We start from the raw sequence: 20899 nt of genomic DNA, 5'->3' as shown, positions 1-20899 counted from the left end.
TTTGGGGGGATAGCAAAGCGGCCAAATGCGGGTGGCTGTAACCCACTTTCTTCGGATTCGGGGGTTCGAATCCCTCTCCCCCCACCATGATTGCCCCATAGCCAAGCGGTAAGGCAGTGGGTTTTGGTTCCACGATGCGTTAGTTCGAATCTAACTGGGGCAGCCATATCACCGAAAGGTGTTTTTTTATTACCTTTTTTACATTACTTTTTTATTAAAAACGCAATTTTTGAATAAAAATAGTTTAAATTTGCGCTTTTTGAATTTTGACCTCTTAAATTTATCTTTTGTGCTAAAATTTAAAAACTATGAATAATAACAAACAATTAGACAAAATTACACCATTAGAACAAGACTTCACTCAATGATATACAGACGTTGTTCAAAACGGAAAATTAATGATGTACGGACCTACAAAAGGTACAATGTTTTTACTTCCTAACTCATATGGAATTTGAGAACTAATACAAGAAAATTTAAATAAAGCATTCAAAGAAAAAAATGTTCAAAATGTTAACTTACCATTATTAATTCCTGAATCACTTTTCAACAAAGAAAAAGAACACATTGATGGATTCAATCCTGAACTTGCTACAGTTACAATGGCCGGTAATAAAGAGTTAGATGAGAAACTTTTTATTAGACCTACATCAGAGGTTTTATTTGCGCACTTATTTAAAAACTCAATTCAATCATATAAAGATTTACCAATGATCTACAACCAATGAGTAAGTGTTATTAGATGAGAAAAAACAACTAGACCATTTTTAAGATCTAGAGAATTCTTATGACAAGAAGGACATACAGCTCATTCGTCATCACTGGAAGCTAGAACTCTTTCGAAAGAAATGATTAAAGTGTATTCTAAATTCCTTAAAAAATACCTTGCTATTCCTACTATTATAGGTAAGAAAACACCAAATGAAAAATTCGCAGGTGCATGTACAACTTGAACAATTGAAGCTATGATGAAAAATGGATATGCTCTTCAAGCAGGAACTAGTCACTATTTAGCTCAAAACTTCTCAAAACCTTTTGAAATTCTTTTTAAAAATGAAAAGAATGAATTTGAAAATGTTTATCAAACTTCATGAGGTTGCACAACTAGATTAATTGGTGCACTTATTATGACACATGGTGACAATAGAGGAATTATCATCCCACCTTATGTTGCTCCTGTTCAAGTTGATATTTTAGAATTATTCGCAAATAAGAATCCACAAATTCATGAAACAGCTAAAAAACTTTTCGCTGACCTTTCAAGAAAATTCCGTGTTAGATTAGATGATACTGATAAAAATCCAGGTTTCAAAGCTTCTAACTCAGAAATCCAAGGAGTTCCATTAAGAATTGAACTTGGACCTAAAGATTTAGAAAACAATCAAGTTACAATCGTTAGAAGAGATACTCTTGAAAAATCACAAGTAGCAGTTAAAGATGTTAAAAATGTTGTTTCAGAATTATTAAAACAAATTCACGATAATTTATATGAACAAGCCGAACAAAGATTAATTAATAATCAAGAATACGTTTATAACTACGAAGATTTCAAATCAAAAATAGCTGAAAACAAGTTTGTTATTGCTCCATTTTGCTGTGATGGAAATGTTGAAGATCAAATCAAAGAAGACACCGGAGCAACAGCAAGATGTATTCCTCTTTCTTTAGATAAACCAATCAAGGATGTCGAGTGTTTTTGAGAGGGTTGTGATAAGAAAACAAGTAGATATGTGGTCTTCGCAAAGGCATATTAAAAATGATGTTGTACATCATTTTTTTATATTCTATTTTTGCATTAAATGTAAACAAAGCAATAGCTTTGTTCTTTTTTAGTATTTTTTTGATCAAAATCGGTAATTTTTTTACAAAATAAGTGTGAAAGGAGGAAAAATATGGCCAAAAATATTCAAAAAATAATTACATATATAAATTCATTAAACGGAGAAAACATGCAACAAAATCTATTAACCGAAGCACAAGAAAAAGCATTATATGCTCAAGAATGCGCAGTAGTCAATAATATATTTAAATTAAGAGATATTTTTATTAAAAATCTTAAAAGTAAAATAGTTAATTTAGAAACTATTTTAAGACACAAAAATGATCCTGAGGTTTCTAAACAACTCGAGATTGAAACTAACAAACTCAAAAAAGACTCTTCATTAGTCGGATTAGTTTTATCATTGATGAAAATTCAAAATTCTTGAATAATCAACAAAATGTATTGTGATGAAGAAACAAGATATAACAAGGAATGATATACTGATTATTTCTCAAAGACCACATTCTACAAGAGGAAACGAGATGCTATTAAAGAGTTTATAGAAATCTACTTCAACTATGTATAACATTGTGTCCATACACAATCAGGATACTTATATTGTTGAACAAAGAGACTTCAAAGTAAACATATTAAATGGTGGAAATCTAGGAAATTTTAATCCAAGTAATTTTGATTTACCATTTATTATTAGTATAGATAGAATTTTATCAAATGGATATACAGACATCAGTTTTGGATTTAAAGATAAAATCAATACACCATTTACTGAAGCTCTTAGATACCTTCTAAAAAGAAGATTTAATCTAAACATTTTAAATAATAAATTTACTATTAAAGCTTATGTTTTTGTTAATAAGGAACAAAAAGCTGAATTTAGTACCGACGATTTTGGTCTTAGTAATTTCAAGAGACTGAATTTCATTGAGTTAGATACACCATTCAATAAATTAAATTCAATCTTCATTAGGTTTACATTTACATCCAAAGTCCTGGGAATCGAGGAAGAATTATTTAAGGAATATCAGGTAATTTTTGGGAATGAAATTAAGAATTCACAACAAATATCTCCACAAAATTTATTATTTAAAATCAAAGTACCTTACTCATATGTTTTTAATTTTTCTGAAAATTCAACTTACTGAACTAAAAAGTACTATCACAATATCATTTTAGAATTACCAAAAATTAATAATACAAATCAATTCACGAATTTATTGAAAATTACACAATTTAATGATAAAAAAGATAATTTGATGCCTGGAGAAAATAATAAAAATACAGATATGCAAATTAATGTCAATGAAGTTCATATAAATAATTTCTTGTCCAAAAATGAAAAAATTAATTTGCATTTAGAAAAAGAAAATGACGATAATATTTATCACTCTGGACTAATTGAAAATAACTGTTATCACAAGGTGGTAAGGATAGATGACTATTTAACTACTAATGAATCAGATATGACAATTAACAAAATTCCAGGTTTAATACCTAGTAAATCCTTAAAAATTCCATATCAATATAGTGGTCTATTAACTTTTAAATTTCCAATTTCCACACCTTATTTCAATTTTGATTTCATCAAAACTTTTGATATCAAACCCACTCAACTTTACGAAAGTAATACAGATAAAAGATTGAGAATTGCTTATTTTGATGATGACAATCCTAAAGTTACATATCGCTTCGTAATTGACTTAAAAGATTCAATCAAAATAATTAAAGATGAATTTTTCAACTTCAATGAGTTCATTTTAGATGAACAGACAAAGAAAAGACTTAATCAAAAAAATCAGTAAAGTTGTACTCATTTGTGTTGTCGGTGGTTTAATAGGGACTGGTGCATACTTTCTACATAGAAACTTATCAGAAAATAGAAAACAGTTTGAAGAAGTTCCTGGCAAAAGATGAAAAAGAAATAATGGAAAAATCAAAAATTATTACAATTACGAAGAAGATGAGAATTCCTGATTTTTTCCAACATTAGAGGCGAAATATTTTGAAAAATTTGTAAAAGTTGATGAATATGGATTTAAATACATCGATGAAGACATTGTTAAATCTGTAATCCACGACGTAATCAGGAGATTTCCTACAAAATATGGTTCAATTTTGTTCGATTATAAAATTATCAATAAAAATCAAATTTTTATTTATATGAAGCACATTAATGAAGACAAAGTAAAAACTAAAACTTATTTAATAGAGCTTAAATAATATATAATTAAGTCATGAATTCAAATATTAAAGACTTAGTTTTTAGTGAACTTAAAAAAATATCTAAAAACAAAAACATAACAGAAGACTCTAATATTAGAGAACTTGGAGTTGACTCTCTTGATCTAGCTGAATTAATTTTTGATGCTGAAGAAAGATTAGGAATTACAATTTCTGACGATGAATTAAGAGATGTAAAAACAGTTAAAGATGTTATTAGGATTTTAGATAAATAATATATAATATAGATGGCTTTAGGAGTATAGTTCAACGGTAGAACAACGGGCTTCAACCCCGTGTGTTGTGGGTTCGAATCCTGCTACTCCTGCCATTTTTTTGTGCTCTTTTTTTATATTAAATAAAGTAAAATTAGTAATATGAAAGAAAAAATTAAATTCGGTGTGCTAGGGACTGGTGCATTCGGTTCTGCATTAGCAAATATTTTAATTGAGAATAATTTTCCAGTAATTATGTATGGAATTAATGAACAAGAAATTAGCGATATTAACGATGGATATAATCGCAAATTTTTTGGTGAGATTCCATTTAAAAACTCTAATCTTATTTCAGCAACAAATGATTTAGGTTACTTTTATGAAAATGTAAACACAGTGATCCTAGCTGTTCCATCAGTTGCTGTTGGTACAATTTTAAGACAATCAGCCAAAGTGCTTGGAAACAAAAAAATTAGCATTATCAACTTATCAAAAGGTCTTGAACCTGAAACAAAACAATTCTTTTCTGACTATATAACTACTGCATTTGATAAAAATCTTGAAAATCTTGCGTCAATTATGGGGCCATCATTTGCAATTGAAGTTTTTGAAGGAAAACTTACAATGGTTAACATTGTGGGGACAAATTCAAAATTCAACCAAGAAGTTGCACAATGCTTTAATAATTCACATTTTTATGTAAAACCATATGATGATATTAAAGGTGCTGAGGTATTTGCTGCTCTTAAAAATGTTTTGGCGATTGGATTAGGAATGACATCAGTTTTATATCCGGGTCAAAATTCACACGCTGGACTCCTTACATTAGGGACTTATGAAATATTTAAAATATATAAAACTATGTTCCCTAATGAGGAAGATACAATTGGTTACAATTTTGCAGCTATGGGGGATATTTTCTTAACATGTTCATCACCTACAAGTAGAAACTTTAGTTTTGGTATTAATGTTGCAAAAGTAGGTGTTAGAGAAGCTTTAGCAACACAAAACGTAACTACCGAAGGTTACGATACAGCAATAACATTACAAAAAATAATTGAAGAATATAACATTAAAGATATTCCGTTTTTACAAGGAATTATCGATGTTTTATTCAATGACAAAGACCCAAAAGTCATTTTAGATTCAATAATTTAAACATGCTCTCGCATGTTTATTTTTTACACCCTTAATTTTTAATATAGTGTAAAATATTATTAATTTATTAATAATATTGGAGGTAACCATGATTACACATACAAAAGATAAGAAAAAATCAGAAGTTGTTGTTAAAGTTAAAATTAATCAAGCAGATTTTGATAAAAAATTAAAAGAATTTACAGACAAATTAGCTAAAAAAGTTAAAGTTAAAGGTTACAGACCAGGAAAAGCTCCTAAAGCTGAAATCGAAAAATATGTAGACCACAGAGCTGCATTTACTGATACAGTTAACTCATTTAGCAATGAAAATCTTCCAGCTGTTTTTGAATATGCTGCAAAAAACAAAATTAAAGCAGCTAGATACCCAATGTTAGACTTACAAAAAGATGGTGAAGATCTTTACTTAGTTTACATTTTTGTTGAAGAACCAGATTTTGCAGTAGATCCTAAAAAATTAAAATTAGACTACAAATCAATTAAAGTAGCTAAAAAAGATGTTGATGATATGAAGGAAGATATCCAAGAAAAATTATCTGTTAATGAAGAAATTACAGATAAAAAAGCTAAAACAAAACTTGGAGACACAGTTAACATTAACTTCAAAGGATTTATTGACAACACACCATTTGAAGGTGGAGAAGCTGAAAACTACGATTTAAAATTAGGTTCAAAAACATTTATTCCAGGATTTGAAGATCAACTTGTTGGTAAATCAGTAGGTTGAAAAGGTGATGTAGTTGCTACATTCCCTGCTGACTACTTCGTTAAAGAATACCAAAATAAAGAATCAGTATTCCAAGTTTCAATTAACTCAATAAAGAGATTAAAATTATTCGAATTTACAGATGAAAATGTTAAATTACTTGGTGATCCAAAAATCACAGATCTTAAATCACTTGAAAAAGAACTTAAAAACAATGTTTTCATTAAAAAATTCTTCTCAAACGTTGATTCATTCTACCTTTCATTAATTGAACAAACAATCAAATTAGCAAAAGTTAACTTGCACCCATCATTCGTGGAAGAAAGACTTGGATTATTAAAATCTGAATTCGAAAAACAATTAAAACAATTTGGAATGAAGAAAACTGAATACTTGCAATTAATCAAATCATCAGAAGCTGATTTAGAACAAGAATTTGTGAAACAAGCTACAAAAGATGTTGAAAACGCTAAAGCTATTCAATACTGAGTTACTAAATATCCAGTTAATGCTTCAGCAGAGCAAATCGCAGAATTTACATCAAAAATCGAAGCGTTTGGATTTAATAAATCTGTAGCAAACAACTTAATTATCTCAGCATTAAGAATGTCATTAATTTTATCTGACGTAAACTCAGAAGCTGCAGCTAACTTAGAAAGTGACTTTACAAAAATTACAAAATAATACTTTTAATGATCAACTAACTCATTTAAATAATATGAGTTAGTTTTTTTATGCCTTGTTCTCTATAAAAATAAGTAAATTAAAAAATGAACAACTTATATTGTTCATTTTAAAAAAACATAATTTTAATTAGTAATAACTGAATTATCATTTTGAAATTTCGTTACCATTTGCATCTTTTTGTTTTCCACAAACAGCTAAAATGAAGTCAACAATTGGTCAAATTCCAGCTGTAATTCAACATCCTACTAAAAGTTTTAATAAACCTAATCCGATTCTTCCAGCATAGAATCTGTCTACTCCAAATGCTCCTAAGAAGAATGATAATAAAGTTAAAACTAATCTGCTTTTTGGTGATACTGAATTCATAAATGCCTCCTAATTAATCTATAAATTTAATTATAAATTATTTAAAAGTTTTTTTATTTTTTTCAGGAAAAAGCTAGATAGGCAACTTGAGCTATCATAGCACCATTATCTGTTGCATATTTTAATGATGGAACAATAGTGTTTTTATGCAATTTACAAAACTCTTCCCTTAGGTAAGAGTTAGCAGAAACTCCACCTCCTAAAACTAAAGTTTTAACATCATATCTCTCTAATGCTGCTTTAGTTTTACCAATCAAGTAGTCAATAGCTGTTTTTTGAAAAGAAACAGCAAGTTGTTCCTTGTCAAGTTCTTCATTTTTCATTTGAGCTTTGTTAACTTTATTTAAAACTTGTGTTTTAAGACCGCTAAATGAAAAATCTAATTCATTATCTGTGTGTGGAAATGTTAATTTTGTAAATTCACCATCATATTCTTTGAAAAGCTTATCGATAATTGGTCCACCAGGAAAACCTAGACCTAATCTTGAAGAAACCTTATCGAAAGCTTCTCCAACAGCATCATCAAGTGTCTCTCCGATGATTTCCAAATCATCTACATCTTTAGCATAAATTAATTGCGTATGTCCACCAGAAACTAATAAACATAATGCAGGGAATGCAATTTCGTTAGTTAATGTGGCTGATAAAAAGTGACCAACAAGGTGATTGACAGGTACTAAAGGTTTATTTTTTGCTAGTGCAAAAGCACTTGCAAATAAATAACCAACTTGTAGCGTTCCTATTAAACCAGGTTCTTTCGTGTAAGCAATATAATCAAAAGAATTTGGATCATATTTTTGCAATATTAATTCCTGAATAAGTGCAATATTTTTAACATGCTCACGTGAAGCTATTTCAGGAATGGTTCCTCCGAACTCTTTAAAAATATCAATTTGTGAAATAGTTCATAAATCTAAAACTTTTCCATCTTCTAAAACTGCTAAAGATGTGTCATCATGGGAAGTTTCAATACCTAAAATTCTCATTAGTTTACACCTCCAATTTGAGGTTGTTTAATATATAAAGGTTCTACGTCCATAGTGTTTTCTTCTTTGAATTTATCTTTAAAATCCTTGAAGCTATCAATCATCTTTTTATAATCTACTTTGTCAACTTCAGTTGAATCCTTATCAACTATTTGAATGGCGTTTTTATCATAAAAATATACTTTTGAACCTTGTGCATCTATATAGAAGTTTTCTCTATTAGGACTTAATGTTTCTAAAATTTCAAATGTATTAATTGTAAAGAGAGGTTTTTTATATAAAAGAGCAAAAGTTCTAAAGTAAACTAAAGAACTTCTTACACCAGTGAAAAAACCTGGTCCCTTGTTTATATAAAAGTTATTAATTTTACCTACTGTTAAATTATTTTTGCTCAATAACAGTTGAAATTGTTCAGTTATTAACTGAACTTTTTTCTTATAACCTTCTAATAAAACAAAGTCAACAACATTGAAATCTTTATCAAATAAAACTAAAACAAAATCCTCTGTTGCTGTATCTAAATAAACATTCATTATTTAACCTCTGTAATTTCAAAAACATGTTTTTCGTCTTCATTCATATATGCATTAATTTTTACATAATGTGTAAAATCTAAATTTTGCAAGTTCGCTCATTCAATAACAACTAAATTATCATCAAAATAATCTTCAAACTCATCAATTGAAGATTTAAAGTTGTATAAATCAATATGAATTAGACCATCATAGTTTTTCATATATGAAAAACTTGGTGATGTAATCTTCTCTTTTATACCTATTTTTTTACCTAATAATTTAGTGAAAGTAGTTTTTCCGGCTCCTAAATCACCTGATAATAATAAAAATTGTTTCTCTTTAAATAGTTCAAAATTTTGATTTATAAAAAGTTCTAAGTCTTGCAGACTAGAACAAACAATTTTTTTTAGCATTCTATAATGTACTAATTTTTTCTTCAGTTAAGTTTTTAGATAATTGAACTACAACAATAGTTTCAGGCCCTGTATGAACTGAAATACAGTTAGGTAATAATGTTGTGAAAACTCTATTTTTCCCCTTGCTTTTTATATAATCAACAACATCTTTTAAGTCGCCTGAATTTGAATGGATAATTAAGATATCTTTATCGTTATCCTTTAATTTAGAATCAATATTCTTGTAAATTGTTTTTAAGAATACTAAACCTTTTCCTTCTTTTTCTAATTTCCCTTTATAGAAACTTACAATAGGAATGATTCTAAGCAATCTAGCAACAACAGCTGCAGCAGGTGTTAATCTTCCTCCTTTTAATAAGTATTCATTGTGTTTAGGAAAAATTGAAACTTTTTGTCTCTCATCTCATTGTTCAATTTCTCTAATTGCTTCATCAACATCAGTTCCATTTTTGATTAATTCAACAAAATCTCAAACTTGAAGTGTGATTAATGATGCAACAAAAATTGACTCAATAACTCTTAATTTTGGATATGATGATTCAAGAGCCTTTAAGTTTTGATATTGACTTGATAAATGTTTTGAAATAGGGAAAACAACAACATAATCGTGTGTTTTTGATAACTCACTAATTAAATCTTCTGCTACCCCGATTGGTGTTGCAGAAGTTCTGTAGGTTTTTGTATCTAAATTAAAGTAAGTGAAAAAATCTTCTGGTGTTAAATCGATACCATCATTGTATGTTTTTCCATCTAATTCAATTCTTAAAGGAAGATAAAATCATCCTAAATCTTCAGCTTGTTTTTTATTTAATCCTGAAGCTGAATCTACTACTATAGCTACCTTTTTCATAAATTCAATTATATTAAATTTATGTATAATTTTGTTTATGATATTGTTTAATAATTTGCATAAATCATTCTCAAATGTATCTATTATTTTTGTTGATAGTAGAGTTTCGAAAACTCAACAAATACAACTTGATAATATGATTATTTTTTCAGATGATAATAAAAAAATACATTCTATAAATTTACTTGATAATAAGCTTCTTGATATTGAGCCTGGTTCAAAATTTGGTGTATTAAATGCAGAACAAATTGCAAAATTATCTTCAGTTTTAGTTAAAAATGGTTTTGCTTTAGAAAATGAACCTAAAATCATTTACGGTTTAATTACAAAAAGAGAAAATCACCCTAAAAGTGAGAAGTTATTTATTCTAGAAGTTTTAATTAATAAAGAAACAAATGAACATATTCAATTAGTTACAAATACATTAGATTCTCAAGAAGGTAAAGTTGTTGTTTTATCATTACCAGGAACAACTGTTTTTAGTGGTCTAGAAGTCTTAGAAGGCCAAATGCTTAATGTAAAAAGTTACGGAATGCTATCAGGATACAGAACTTTAGGAATCGATAGAGAAGGATTAATTTTCGGAACAAGCGAACAAATTGGAAAGGATTTTGATTTTTAAAATGAATGTACTTAAAGAATTAAGAAACCGTGGTATTTTAAAAGCCATTAGTAATGAGGAAAAATTCAACTCACTTCCGGAAGGTGTTGGAGTTTACTGTGGTTTTGACCCAACAGCAACAAGTTTACACTTAGGAAATTACATTCAAATAGCTAACTTATTAAGATTTAAACAAGCAGGCTTTACAACTTATGCAATCCTAGGTGGAGCTACAGGAATGATTGGTGATCCTTCTTTCAAAGATTCTGAAAGACAACTTCTTGATGATGTTACTGTTCTAGAAAATAAAAATAAAATTAAGGCACAGCTTGAATCATACGGTTTAACTGTTATTGATAACTATGATTTTTACAAAGATATGAATATTTTAGAATTTCTTAGATCTGTAGGTAAATTAGTAAATATTTCATATATGCTTGCTAAAGATTCAGTTGCTTCTAGAATTGAAAAAGGATTAAGTTTTACCGAATTCACTTACCAATTAATTCAAGGTTGAGACTTTGCTACCTTATACAAAGATAAAAATATTTGCATTCAATTCGGTGGTTCAGATCAATGAGGAAATATCACAACTGGTTTAGATATGATTTCTACATTGCACGGAAACGATCATAAAGCAGTTGCAATTACAGCTAACTTATTAACTGATGCAAATGGGAATAAATTTGGTAAATCAACAGGTGGTGGTAGTTTATGATTAGATGCATCAAAAACAAAACCATTTGTTATGTATCAATTCTTGTTAAATCAACCTGATAGCGAAGTTGAAAAATTACTTAAATGATTAACATTTTTACCATTAGAGCAAATTGAACAAATTATCGAAAAACATAAAGAGCAACCTTCATTAAGATATGCTCAAAAAGAGCTTGCTTATGCAGTTATTTCCGACGTTCACTCTAGTGCTGAAGCTAAAAAAGCAAAATTAATTTCAGAAATATTATTTAATAAAAATTTAGATTTATCAAATTATTCAACAGAAGAAATATCTGATATTTATGAAGATATCAACCATTTTGAATTAGTTAAAGATCAAAATTTAATTAATCAACTTATTCAAAATAACATTATTAAATCAAAACGTGAAGCTAGAGAGTTTATTACAAATAATTCAATTAAGCTCAATTTAGAACCAGTAAATGAAGACAGCGTTTTAAATTCAAGTTTATGAAATAACAAATTCGCACTTCTTCACGTTGGTAAGAAAAATATTTACTTAATCAAAATTAAATAGAAATGAAAAATTCTCATCGGTTGATGAGAATTTTCTTACACCTTTGAAGTTCTGCTCAAAATTGGATGATAATGAGCTTCAATCTTTTCTTTTAAATCAGGTAAATAGCGAACTAATTCTTTTTTAAAAGTTTTATCATGTTTAATAAAACCTACTGCATGCAATAATTCATGAACCACAGTTTCTTTAATAAAATATTCATCGATTAAATACAATCTCTCATTGAACATTATTAAAAATTGTTTTTTGGGATCTGATGATCTAATTACACATCTTCCTCAATATGATTTTGAGTTTTTTAACTCCCATCTTCACCTTTTATCAATGTTCATTATTTGTGAATATTCATCAAAGTACTTCTGAATAATTATTGAAATTTGCTCTCTTGCAAACTCCAATAATAATGGTTTTATTCTTCTTTCAGACCTACAACGTAGTGATTTTGCTACTTTTTGACTTAAGTCAAATATGTAAAGATAATTATTAGGAAGCAATTTGTAAGTGTATCTTTCTCCTAATAAAACAAACCAATCTTTATCAACTGAAATTTCATTTTCAGCAAGTAATTTGTGTGTGTAAACCATATATTAAAGATAAAGAAAATGCCTGTTAAGCATTTTCTTTATTCTGTTCCTCTTTAGCTTGTTTTGTGTAATTAAAAATTAGTTCAGCTAATTTATCTTTAGACATTTCTTGATATCCACTAATACCTAATAATTCAGCCATTTTGAATAATTGCTCATTTGGAATTTCTAAAAGTTTTTTGATTGCAGTTTCCTTTTGAACATCTGCTTGAATTTTTTCTTCTTCTGGTGAATCTTTCTTTTCTGAATCAGTAGCATCTGCTGATTTATTTTGATTTTTGAAAATATCATTTAAGTTTGCGCCATTAGCAAATCCTGAAAATAAATCAGAAATACCATTTGGGTTATTTTTAAATAACTCTTGCATTTTAGCAGCCATAGCAAGTGTTTCTTCTTCCATTTTAATTGAGTAGAACATCTTAATAATAAATACAACTTTTTTAGCAGGAATTAATCAGTTAACAATTGTTAATATAGTTGTAACAACATCAATAACAACAATTGCAATTACAATATTTGGTAAACCCGGTTGATTGAATGTACCGTTAAAAATGTACTTGAATAATGTGAAAACACTAAATAGTCCTACAATTGTTGATAATAGGATTGGTCATCTATTGAAATTAAGATAAGTTTTTTCCTTACGAACTTTGATAAAAGAAATAATTATCACAATTGCAGCAGCACAAAAAATAATTATGTAAAAAATTTGATTTATTATGTAGAAAATAAATAAACTTTTACTTTCATTTGTGACTTTAATTGCATCATCACTTGATAAATTTGTGGTCTCAGGTTTTAAAAATGTATCGTGTCCAATTGTCACAATTAAGAAGCCGGCCAATGTTAATGCAGCAATTAATGTGATTGAAGCAAATAAAAGTCAAACTCAACTAGCAAATGTTTTTTGTCCTTTTTCATACAATTCATCTGCTTTACGATATTTTAGAAAATCTCTTAAATTTCATTTAAGCATTCAATACCTCCTTTATTTCATCTTCTTTTATAAATTCATCGAAATTAAAATCAGCTACATCAAAGTCGTGTGGTGGTTTTGAATAAAACACCATTTCTTTTCCAGTCATAGGATGATGTAATTCTAATTTATAAGCGTGTAATCTTTGTCCATTTTCATCAACATACTTGTTGTAAACTGGATCTCCATAAATTGGATTTTTAATATATGCCATATGCACTCTGATTTGATGTGTTCTTCCTGTCTCAAGTTCGCATTTTACAAGTGATTTAGGTAAGTTATCAATGTAAAATGTTTTTAATAAAGTAGCGTGAGTAGTTGCTGGTTTAGCATTAATATCAGTTACTTCCATTTTAAGTCTATCTTTAGCATTTCTACCAATAGGTAAAACTAATTTAAGTTTTTTACTTTCTAATACACCATCACAAATTGCTAAATATGAACGCTTAATTTCGTGAGTAGCAAATAACTCAGAAAGTTTATTGTGAACCTCATTAGTCTTTGCGATAACTAATAAACCGCTTGTGTCTTTGTCAATTCTATGAACGATACCTGGTCTAAGCAATCCATTTTGGTCTGATAAATTATTTTTAAAATGATATAAAAGTCCATTCACTAATGTATCTTCATAATGACCTGGAGCTGGGTGAACTGTCATACCAGTTGGTTTATTAATGACACATAAATATTCATCATCATAAACAATATCTAAATCCATTTGTTTAGGAACTACCTTAATTTCCTTATCAAGTACTCTTGAAATTTTAATTACTTGACCTTCTCTAACCATAAATTTAGGTTTATTAACCAAAACATCATCAACTGTTACAACTCTCTCATCAATAAGTTGCTTAATATCATTACGTGATATTTCAGTATTATTTGAAATATATTTATCAATTCTTTCAGTATATTTAACTACTAATTCAATCATAAATTCAATTATATATTTTTTATAGATTTTATTTGTATTTACTAATAAATATTTATTTATTAGTACGTTTGAGAAAACTATATAAAAAGTTTTTAATGTTATAATATGACTATGTTAGATTTTTTAGAGAAAAGAATACAAAAAAGTATTGCAAAAATGTCAAAAAAAACAACTCTAAATGAAGCTGATATTTTAGAAGTAACTAAAGACGTAAAATTAGCACTTCTTGAAGCTGACGTTAACTTAAGAGTTGTTAAAGAGTTTATTAATAATGTTAAAGCAAAAGCTTTAGAATCTGAAATTATAGGTAAATTAAATCCATCACAACAAATGATTAAAATTTTTCACGAAGAACTTGTGAATATTTTAGGTGGAAAAACTACCGAAATTTCGATCACAAAAAAACCTTATATCATTATGATGTGTGGACTTCAAGGTTCAGGGAAAACTACAGCAACAGCTAAAATTGCTTACTATCTTAGAAAGAAAAAATTCGTAAATAATCCACTTGTTGTTGCAGCTGACATTTATCGTCCAGCTGCTGTGCAACAATTAGTAACTTTAGCAAAGAGTATTCAAGTTGATTACTATGAGCAAGGTGTTGAAGTTCCTGCAGAAGAAATTGTAACTAATGCATTAAAACAAGCTGATGCTAATAAAAATGACTTAATTATTATCGATACAGCCGGTCGTTTATCAATTGATGAGAAGTTAATGCAAGAGCTTAAAAACATTAAACAAATTGCTCATCCATCCGAAATATTCTTTGTTGCTGATGCTATGTCTGGTCAAGACATTGTTAATGTTGCTCAAACATTCAATGATAACTTAAGTTTATCAGGTTTAATTATTACAAAACTTGATTCAGATGCACGTGGTGGAGCCGCATTAAGCTTACGTCAAGTGCTAAATGTGCCTATCAGATTCATTGGTACAGGTGAAAAAACATCTAATATTGATCTATTCCACCCTAACCGTATGGCCGATAGAATTCTCGGGATGGGTGATGTTTTATCACTTATCGAACATGCGCAAGATAACATTGATGAAGATAAAGCAAAAAATATGGTTGAAAGAATTTTTTCAGGTAAATTTGACCTTGATGATTTAATGGATCAAATTAAGCAAATGAAGAAATTAGGTAAATTCTCAAAATTACTTAAAATGCTTCCTGGTTCTTTATCAAATAAAATTAATGAAGAAGACTTAGATAAAGCTGAAGAAAAAATGCAACTTTACCAAATCTTAATGTCTTCAATGACTAAGAAAGAAAGAAAAAATCCTAAACTTTTAAAACAAGCTTCTAGAAAAGAAAGAATTTTAAAAGGTTCAGGAAGAAGCGTTCAAGAATACAACAAACTGCTTAATGAGTTTGAGTCAATGCAAAAAAGAATAGTTGATATGGCTAATAAATTCAAAAATGGTGGAACAAGTGGTTTAGGTGGTCTTGGAGGATTATTCTAAAACAAAAAGCAACATTTAATTATGTTGCTTTTTTAATTTTATTGATAAAATTAACTTATTAAATGTGCCATCATAGCTCAGCAGGCAGAGCACTTCCATGGTAAGGAAGGGGTCGCTGGTTCGAGTCCAGTTGTTGGCACCATTTTTTTATTACTCTTTTGACACTTTGTTTAAAACAGATTTTAATTCTGAATATGGTAAATACCCTGAAAGTGCAGTTACATATTTTGCATCTTTATAAATTTGAATATATGGAATACTTGTAATATTCATCTCTCTTGCAAAATCTCTGTTTTTATCAATATTAACTCTTAATATTTCAACATTATCTTTTTGGTCTAATTCAGTTAATGTGTTTGCATATAACATTTTACATGGGCCACATCAGTCTGTATAAAATACTAAAAGTTTTACACCTTTTGAATTATCTAAAAATGAAAAAACATCTTGTTTTGTTAAATCATTGTGAATCATTTTTGCCTCCCTTAAACAATATGTAATTATTATACCAAAAAATAAAAAAGTGCTTTTTAGCACTTATTTTTTGTGAAATTTAAACTTTTTACTGCTTTTGATATAACATTTTTAAAAAAAGGTATAAAAAAAGCAGCGGCTCCCTATTTTCACTGTAAAGCTATCTTCGGCACTAAAGGGCTTAACTACTGAGTTCGGAATGGATTCAGGTGATCCCCTTTGCTATAACCACTGTGAATATTATAGCACTGATAAATAAAAACAAAAATATTTTTTAAATTTTTTTCTAAAAAATTTTAATCTCCAATGAAACACAAATTTCGTCACTTACATTCATTGATTAGGAAACTAAATTTAATACTATGAATTTACAAAATTAGCAGAAGAAAAACATCTCAACAATGTTGAGATGTTTGTTTAATTACTGAATTATTTATTACGTATGTAAATGTTAGCTTCGTATTCTAAATTTTTATCCTCATCACGTGCTTCTTTAATCCACATTGTAATTGAAATAATAACGAATACTATAATACCAGCAAATACAAATGTATCAGCTAGATTGAATGTACCTTTATCTGCTCAAGGTAAGTAAAGCATATCTTTTACATAACCGTTAAATAAAATTCTATCTAACGCATTTCCGAAATCTCCTGCAAGTAAGATACCTAATGGGATTGAATAGTATAAAGAATTCTTAGTGAAGAATAAAGGCAATATTAGGATAAATACAGCCACCATAAAGCTTAAACCTTGAATTAAAGCAATATCGGTTGTCTTCAAAAATGTCACACCTTTATGTCAAATAGATCTAATTCCAAATAAACCAAAATTTTGTCATTCACCAGAATTTGATGGATAAATATTTTCAGGGAAAATGTATGTTCCATCTGGTAAAGGAGCTTGGCCATCTGGTCTTAATCTTAAAACATCACCATGTTTAAATAGGAAAGTTTTTGTTAGTTGGTCTATTGTTAAGAAAATTGCAAAAACAATGAATAATATTACATATGCAGTTAAAATTGATTTTCAATTTACTTTGAAGTGTTCAACTATTTTAGTAACAAAAGTTTTATTTTGTTGTTTTTGATTATTCATAATTATTTATCTTCCCAATCTTTTACAATTTCATAACATGTATTACATAAATTATCTATCATCTCTGATTTTTCGAAATGATTTCAACATCTTTGACATTTTTCAGAATCAAATGTTGTAATTTCTAATTCATTATTTGATTCAAATGATACTTTACCTACCATTAATAAAGTTTTTAAATCAAGTGATTTGATAAAGTCTGATAATGAATTTGGTAATTTAACATATACTTCATTAACTCTCTTAATTGTACCTTCTTTAATTAAGTTATCAACTTTAGCATTTACTTCAGCACGTAATTGGAAGAATTCATCAAATTGTTCAATTAATGATTTATTAACTGCAACATTATTAAAATCAAATGCATCAAACATTATTGAGTCGTACTTTGTAGCTTTATTAAAGTGTTCGTATGCTTCTTCAGCTGTTGTAGGTAAAATAGGAGCAATTGCTTTAATAATAAAGTCTACGATTTCATATAAGTTGGATTGAACCATTAATCTTTCTGGATCGTTTGTTTTTCTTATATAAAGGATGTCTTTAGTAATTGATAAATAGAATCCAGATAAGTCAACAACATAGTTATTTAATAATTTAACAACATTAATGAATTTATATTCATCATAAGCTTTTTTAATGTTTAATTTTAATTCATTTAATTGTTCTGAAATAAGTGCATGAATACCTGTTTTTTGAATATTAGAATCATATTCAAAACCAGATAAATTACCTAACATAAATCTGATAGTATTTCTGATTTTTCTATAGATTTCAGTGTTTTGATCGAGGATATCATCTGAAATATTTACATCATTTGTATATTCACTATTAGCTGCTCATAATCTTAATATATCAGCACCACGTTTTTTAACAACATCAATAGGCTTAATTACATTTCCTAATGATTTTGACATCTTGTCACCATTCTTATCTAAAACAAAACCGTGTGAAACAATTTGCTTATATGGAGCTGTTTTTTGATATGCAACTGAGTTAATGATAGATGAGTTAAATCAACCTCTGTATTGGTCAATTCCCTCTAAATATAAGTCATATGGAGCTTTGTAACGATCATCAATATCAACAGCAGTAAATGAAACACCAGAATCGAATCAAACATCCATAATATCCATTTCTCTTGTAAATTCTCTACCTTTGTATTTTGGATGCAATAAGTCTTGTGTATCTCATTCTCATCAGATATTGATATCGTGCTCTAAAACTTGATTAATTGTGAAATCAAATTGTTCTTTATCAATTACAGGGTTTTTATGTTCATCATAAAAGATAATGATTGGAACACCTCAAGTTCTTTGTCTTGAAATAGTTCAATCACCTCTTTCTGCGATCATATTTCTTAATCTTGTTTTAGCTCATTCTGGGTATGTTGAAACTTTTGTTTCAATATTTTCTAAAATGTCTCTTCTAATTTTATCAATAGAAACAAATCATTGAGGTGTACCTCTATAAATAATTGGTTTGTGAGTTCTTCAATCATGTGGATATGAGTGCTTCATAAACTCCAATTTCATAACTCTATCATCTAAAAACTCAACAATAGGTTTGTTTGCGCTATCATAAAATAAACCATCAAAATCAGTACCTGTTCCAAAGATAGTTCCATCATCTGCAATGTGCATAATTTGTTCTAAATTAAATCTTTGCCCAATTAAAAAGTCGTCTTCTCCGAACATTGGAGCAATATGAACAATACCTGTACCAGATTCTTCAGTAACATGATGACCAACAACTAACGGAGCTAATAAACGAGTGATTGGTGTGAAATATAAAATATTTTTACCAAGAACTTCATACCCATAAAATTCATCTAGAATGTCATATTCATAAATTTCATTCTTCTCAGCATATTTCTTAAATAATTCTTCTGAAAAAATTAGAGTATCATTTTCAACCTTAACTCTGATATATTTAATTTTAAGCCCTACAGCAGCTCCTGAGTTAGCTAATAATGTTCAAGGAGTAGTTGTTCAAACAACAATATCATCACCGTTATGGATCTTGTCAAAGTTACTACTTACAACTCTTAGTTTTAAATATAATGATGGACTTCTTACTTCTTTATATTCAACTTCGGCTTCTGCTAAAGCACTTTGTGAAGTAGGAGATCAATAAATCGGTTTAAGTCCCTTATATACTAAACCATCTAAAATCATTTTAGAAAAGACTTCTAATTGTTTAGCTACATATTTCTTATCTAAAGTGATGTAATACTTTTTAAAATCTGAAAAAAGTTGTAATTGTTTAAATTGTTCTTTCTGAATTTCGACTTGTTCCAATGCATAAGCTTTCGCTTTAATTCTTAACTCAAGTGGTGAAATTTCTTCTTTCTTAAGGTTGCTTTCTGAAAGCATTTTATGTTCAATAGGCAATCCATGTGTATCTCATCCAGGAACAAATGGAGAATAATATTTATTTAAAGTTTTTCATCTCACAATTATATCTTTTAAGATTTTGTTTAAAGCATGACCTACGTGTAAATCTCCATTAGCATATGGTGGACCATCATGCAAAATGAAAGACACATTATCTTTATATTCTTCTAATATTCTTTGATATATGTTATCTTGATATCACTTTTCTCTATATTTACTTTCTTTTTCAATTAAATTAGCTTTCATTTCAAAGCTTGTTTGTGGCATATTTAAAGTCTTTTTGAAGTCCATATTTTCTCCCTGTTGTTAAATTATAAATTAATTATAAATAAATTAAATTATATAAGAAAATCCTCTAATTTACTAACTTAACAAGTTAACAAATTAGAGGATTTTTGGTGGCCTCGGCAGGAATCGAACCAGCGACACACAGAGCTTCAATCTGTTGCTCTACCTACTGAGCTACAAGGCCATAATGGCGGTCCAGACGGGGATCGAACCCGCGTTCTCCTCCGTGACAGGGAGGCGTATTAAACCACTTTACCACTGGACCGTTTTGGTTGCAGAGGAAAGAATTGAACTTTCGACCTTCGGGTTATGAGCCCGACGAGCTACCACTGCTCCACTCTGCTATGTATCTCCTGTTATTGGCGGGTGATGAGGGATTCGAACCCCCGCGGGCCGTGAAGCCCCTGCTAGTTTTCAAGACTAGTCCCTTCAGCCGGACTTGGGTAATCACCCGTATGGTGGACCTAACAGGATTCGAACCTGTAACCGACCGGTTATGAGCCGGTTGCTCTAACCGTTGAGCTATAGGTCCGTAATTTGGTAGCACCGAAGAGATTCGAACTCTTGACCTTCCGGGTATGAACCGGATGCTCTAACCAACTGAGCTACAGTGCCATATATGGTGGAGAGTATGGGATTCGAACCCACCACCTCCTGCGTGCAAGGCAGGCGCTCTAGCCAAATGAGCTAACCCCCCATATAAATGGTGAAGAAGACAGGATTTGAACCTGCGACCACTACAGCCCAAATGTAGTGCTCTACCAAGCTGAGCTACTTCTCCAACAATCATTAGTTGCGTTATTATTATAATATAAAAAATATTTTTATGAAATTTTTTTTATATTTTTTTGAAAATAAAAAAACACCATTAAAGGTGTTAAATATTCTTTGAAAACTGAATAGTTATTTTAATAATTCATTAAAATGTCTGAA

21 protein-coding genes, 12 tRNA genes and 1 rRNA gene are annotated in these 20899 nt (G+C 28.9%); 14 read left to right on the top strand and 20 right to left on the bottom strand.

Going from position 1 to position 20899, the window contains the following annotated elements; translation table 4 throughout:
* The first annotated feature begins 3 nt into the window (after positions 1–3).
* The 10 genes from VBM90_RS02810 (at position 4) to tig (ending at position 6763) form a co-directional block, all read left to right on the top strand.
* A tRNA-Tyr gene (locus VBM90_RS02810) sits at positions 4–87 on the top strand.
* A 4-nt stretch (positions 88–91) separates the two neighbouring features.
* Positions 92–166 (top strand) — tRNA-Gln (locus VBM90_RS02805).
* A 142-nt stretch (positions 167–308) separates the two neighbouring features.
* Positions 309–1754, top strand: a complete 1446-nt coding sequence (proS, locus tag VBM90_RS02800; RefSeq protein WP_323176817.1) for a proline--tRNA ligase — start codon at positions 309–311, stop codon at positions 1752–1754.
* Positions 1755–1892: 138 nt separating this feature from the next.
* The gene (locus VBM90_RS02795) at positions 1893–2348 is read left to right on the top strand and encodes an MG284/MPN403 family protein (protein ID WP_323176816.1); all 456 of its coding nucleotides are present in this window, start codon (positions 1893–1895) and stop codon (positions 2346–2348) included.
* A 4-nt stretch (positions 2349–2352) separates the two neighbouring features.
* Positions 2353–3582 (top strand): MHO_1580 family protein, encoded by a 1230-nt coding sequence (locus tag VBM90_RS02790; RefSeq protein WP_323176815.1) that lies wholly within the window; start codon positions 2353–2355, stop codon positions 3580–3582.
* The gene (locus tag VBM90_RS02785; RefSeq protein ID WP_323176814.1) at positions 3542–4000 is read left to right on the top strand and encodes an MHO_1590 family protein; all 459 of its coding nucleotides are present in this window, start codon (positions 3542–3544) and stop codon (positions 3998–4000) included. Before VBM90_RS02790 ends, VBM90_RS02785 begins: the two co-directional genes overlap by 41 nt.
* 14 nt (positions 4001–4014) lie before the next feature.
* On the top strand, positions 4015–4236 hold the full coding sequence (locus VBM90_RS02780; protein ID WP_257089230.1) for an acyl carrier protein: 222 nt from the start codon (positions 4015–4017) through the stop codon (positions 4234–4236).
* Positions 4237–4256: 20 nt separating this feature from the next.
* Positions 4257–4331 (top strand) — tRNA-Trp (locus VBM90_RS02775).
* A gap of 46 nt (positions 4332–4377) precedes the next feature.
* Positions 4378–5373 (top strand): NAD(P)H-dependent glycerol-3-phosphate dehydrogenase, encoded by a 996-nt coding sequence (locus tag VBM90_RS02770; protein WP_323176813.1) that lies wholly within the window; start codon positions 4378–4380, stop codon positions 5371–5373.
* A gap of 88 nt (positions 5374–5461) precedes the next feature.
* Positions 5462–6763, top strand: coding sequence for a trigger factor (gene tig, locus VBM90_RS02765; protein WP_323176812.1), 1302 nt, complete (start codon positions 5462–5464; stop codon positions 6761–6763).
* A 144-nt stretch (positions 6764–6907) separates the two neighbouring features.
* On the opposite strand, the gene VBM90_RS02760 is transcribed toward tig, so the two are convergent.
* The 5 genes from VBM90_RS02760 to VBM90_RS02740 are packed head-to-tail and all read right to left on the bottom strand — an operon-like array spanning position 6908 to position 9899.
* Positions 6908–7132, bottom strand: a complete 225-nt coding sequence (locus VBM90_RS02760) for a TM2 domain-containing protein (protein ID WP_323176811.1) — start codon at positions 7130–7132, stop codon at positions 6908–6910.
* A 53-nt stretch (positions 7133–7185) separates the two neighbouring features.
* On the bottom strand, positions 7186–8118 hold the full coding sequence (gene tsaD, locus VBM90_RS02755; protein ID WP_323176810.1) for a tRNA (adenosine(37)-N6)-threonylcarbamoyltransferase complex transferase subunit TsaD: 933 nt from the start codon (positions 8116–8118) through the stop codon (positions 7186–7188).
* Positions 8118–8651, bottom strand: coding sequence for a tRNA (adenosine(37)-N6)-threonylcarbamoyltransferase complex dimerization subunit type 1 TsaB (gene tsaB / locus VBM90_RS02750; RefSeq protein WP_323176809.1), 534 nt, complete (start codon positions 8649–8651; stop codon positions 8118–8120). Before tsaB ends, tsaD begins: the two co-directional genes overlap by 1 nt.
* The gene (tsaE, locus tag VBM90_RS02745; protein ID WP_323176808.1) at positions 8651–9046 is read right to left on the bottom strand and encodes a tRNA (adenosine(37)-N6)-threonylcarbamoyltransferase complex ATPase subunit type 1 TsaE; all 396 of its coding nucleotides are present in this window, start codon (positions 9044–9046) and stop codon (positions 8651–8653) included. Before tsaE ends, tsaB begins: the two co-directional genes overlap by 1 nt.
* Before the next feature lies 1 nt (position 9047).
* Positions 9048–9899: a DegV family protein gene (locus tag VBM90_RS02740; protein WP_323176807.1), complete on the bottom strand. Its 852-nt coding sequence runs from the start codon at positions 9897–9899 to the stop codon at positions 9048–9050.
* A gap of 37 nt (positions 9900–9936) precedes the next feature.
* Between VBM90_RS02740 and tapR the strand changes: the two genes are divergently transcribed.
* Positions 9937–10521: a TyrS-associated PheT N-terminal domain-related protein TapR gene (gene tapR, locus VBM90_RS02735; protein ID WP_323176806.1), complete on the top strand. Its 585-nt coding sequence runs from the start codon at positions 9937–9939 to the stop codon at positions 10519–10521.
* 1 nt (position 10522) lies between these two features.
* Complete coding sequence (tyrS, locus tag VBM90_RS02730) at positions 10523–11755, top strand: tyrosine--tRNA ligase (RefSeq protein WP_323176805.1); 1233 nt, start codon at positions 10523–10525, stop codon at positions 11753–11755.
* A gap of 35 nt (positions 11756–11790) precedes the next feature.
* On the opposite strand, the gene VBM90_RS02725 is transcribed toward tyrS, so the two are convergent.
* Genes VBM90_RS02725 through VBM90_RS02715 form a run of 3 tightly spaced genes read right to left on the bottom strand, consistent with a single transcriptional unit; the run spans position 11791 to position 14249 of the window.
* The gene (locus VBM90_RS02725) at positions 11791–12339 is read right to left on the bottom strand and encodes a SprT-like domain-containing protein (protein WP_323176804.1); all 549 of its coding nucleotides are present in this window, start codon (positions 12337–12339) and stop codon (positions 11791–11793) included.
* A gap of 25 nt (positions 12340–12364) precedes the next feature.
* Positions 12365–13315: a hypothetical protein gene (locus VBM90_RS02720; RefSeq protein WP_323176803.1), complete on the bottom strand. Its 951-nt coding sequence runs from the start codon at positions 13313–13315 to the stop codon at positions 12365–12367.
* On the bottom strand, positions 13308–14249 hold the full coding sequence (locus VBM90_RS02715) for an RluA family pseudouridine synthase (RefSeq protein ID WP_323176802.1): 942 nt from the start codon (positions 14247–14249) through the stop codon (positions 13308–13310). Before VBM90_RS02715 ends, VBM90_RS02720 begins: the two co-directional genes overlap by 8 nt.
* A 105-nt stretch (positions 14250–14354) precedes the next feature.
* On the opposite strand from VBM90_RS02715, the gene ffh reads away from it, so the two are divergent.
* Positions 14355–15713: a signal recognition particle protein gene (gene ffh, locus VBM90_RS02710; protein ID WP_323176801.1), complete on the top strand. Its 1359-nt coding sequence runs from the start codon at positions 14355–14357 to the stop codon at positions 15711–15713.
* A 66-nt stretch (positions 15714–15779) separates the two neighbouring features.
* A tRNA-Thr gene (locus VBM90_RS02705) sits at positions 15780–15855 on the top strand.
* An 8-nt stretch (positions 15856–15863) separates the two neighbouring features.
* Here VBM90_RS02705 and VBM90_RS02700 read toward each other — a convergent pair.
* From VBM90_RS02700 to VBM90_RS02645, 12 genes are all read right to left on the bottom strand, one after another.
* On the bottom strand, positions 15864–16187 hold the full coding sequence (locus tag VBM90_RS02700) for a thioredoxin family protein (protein ID WP_323176800.1): 324 nt from the start codon (positions 16185–16187) through the stop codon (positions 15864–15866).
* Between the two features lie 130 nt (positions 16188–16317).
* Positions 16318–16423: ribosomal RNA gene (gene rrf / locus VBM90_RS02695) — 5S ribosomal RNA — on the bottom strand.
* A gap of 193 nt (positions 16424–16616) precedes the next feature.
* Positions 16617–17285, bottom strand: coding sequence for a signal peptidase II (locus VBM90_RS02690; protein ID WP_323176799.1), 669 nt, complete (start codon positions 17283–17285; stop codon positions 16617–16619).
* Positions 17286–17287: 2 nt separating this feature from the next.
* Positions 17288–19969, bottom strand: coding sequence for an isoleucine--tRNA ligase (gene ileS / locus VBM90_RS02685; protein ID WP_323176798.1), 2682 nt, complete (start codon positions 19967–19969; stop codon positions 17288–17290).
* 105 nt (positions 19970–20074) lie between these two features.
* Positions 20075–20150: transfer RNA gene (locus VBM90_RS02680), tRNA-Phe, on the bottom strand.
* 4 nt (positions 20151–20154) lie between these two features.
* Positions 20155–20231, bottom strand: a tRNA-Asp gene (locus VBM90_RS02675).
* A 4-nt stretch (positions 20232–20235) separates the two neighbouring features.
* A tRNA-Met gene (locus VBM90_RS02670) sits at positions 20236–20310 on the bottom strand.
* 16 nt (positions 20311–20326) lie between these two features.
* Positions 20327–20419, bottom strand: a tRNA-Ser gene (locus VBM90_RS02665).
* Between the two features lie 3 nt (positions 20420–20422).
* Positions 20423–20498: transfer RNA gene (locus VBM90_RS02660), tRNA-Ile, on the bottom strand.
* 6 nt (positions 20499–20504) lie between these two features.
* A tRNA-Met gene (locus VBM90_RS02655) sits at positions 20505–20581 on the bottom strand.
* Positions 20582–20586: 5 nt separating this feature from the next.
* Positions 20587–20663 (bottom strand) — tRNA-Ala (locus tag VBM90_RS02650).
* A 7-nt stretch (positions 20664–20670) separates the two neighbouring features.
* Positions 20671–20747: transfer RNA gene (locus VBM90_RS02645), tRNA-Pro, on the bottom strand.
* Between the last annotated feature and the right edge of the window lie 152 nt (positions 20748–20899).

Source organism: Mycoplasma sp. 2704, assembly GCF_034863285.1.
Lineage (GTDB): Bacteria > Bacillota_I > Bacilli_A > Mycoplasmatales > Metamycoplasmataceae > Mycoplasmopsis.
The sequence above is the reverse complement of the archived record's forward strand: the minus strand, read 5'-3'. Positions and strand labels throughout refer to the sequence as shown.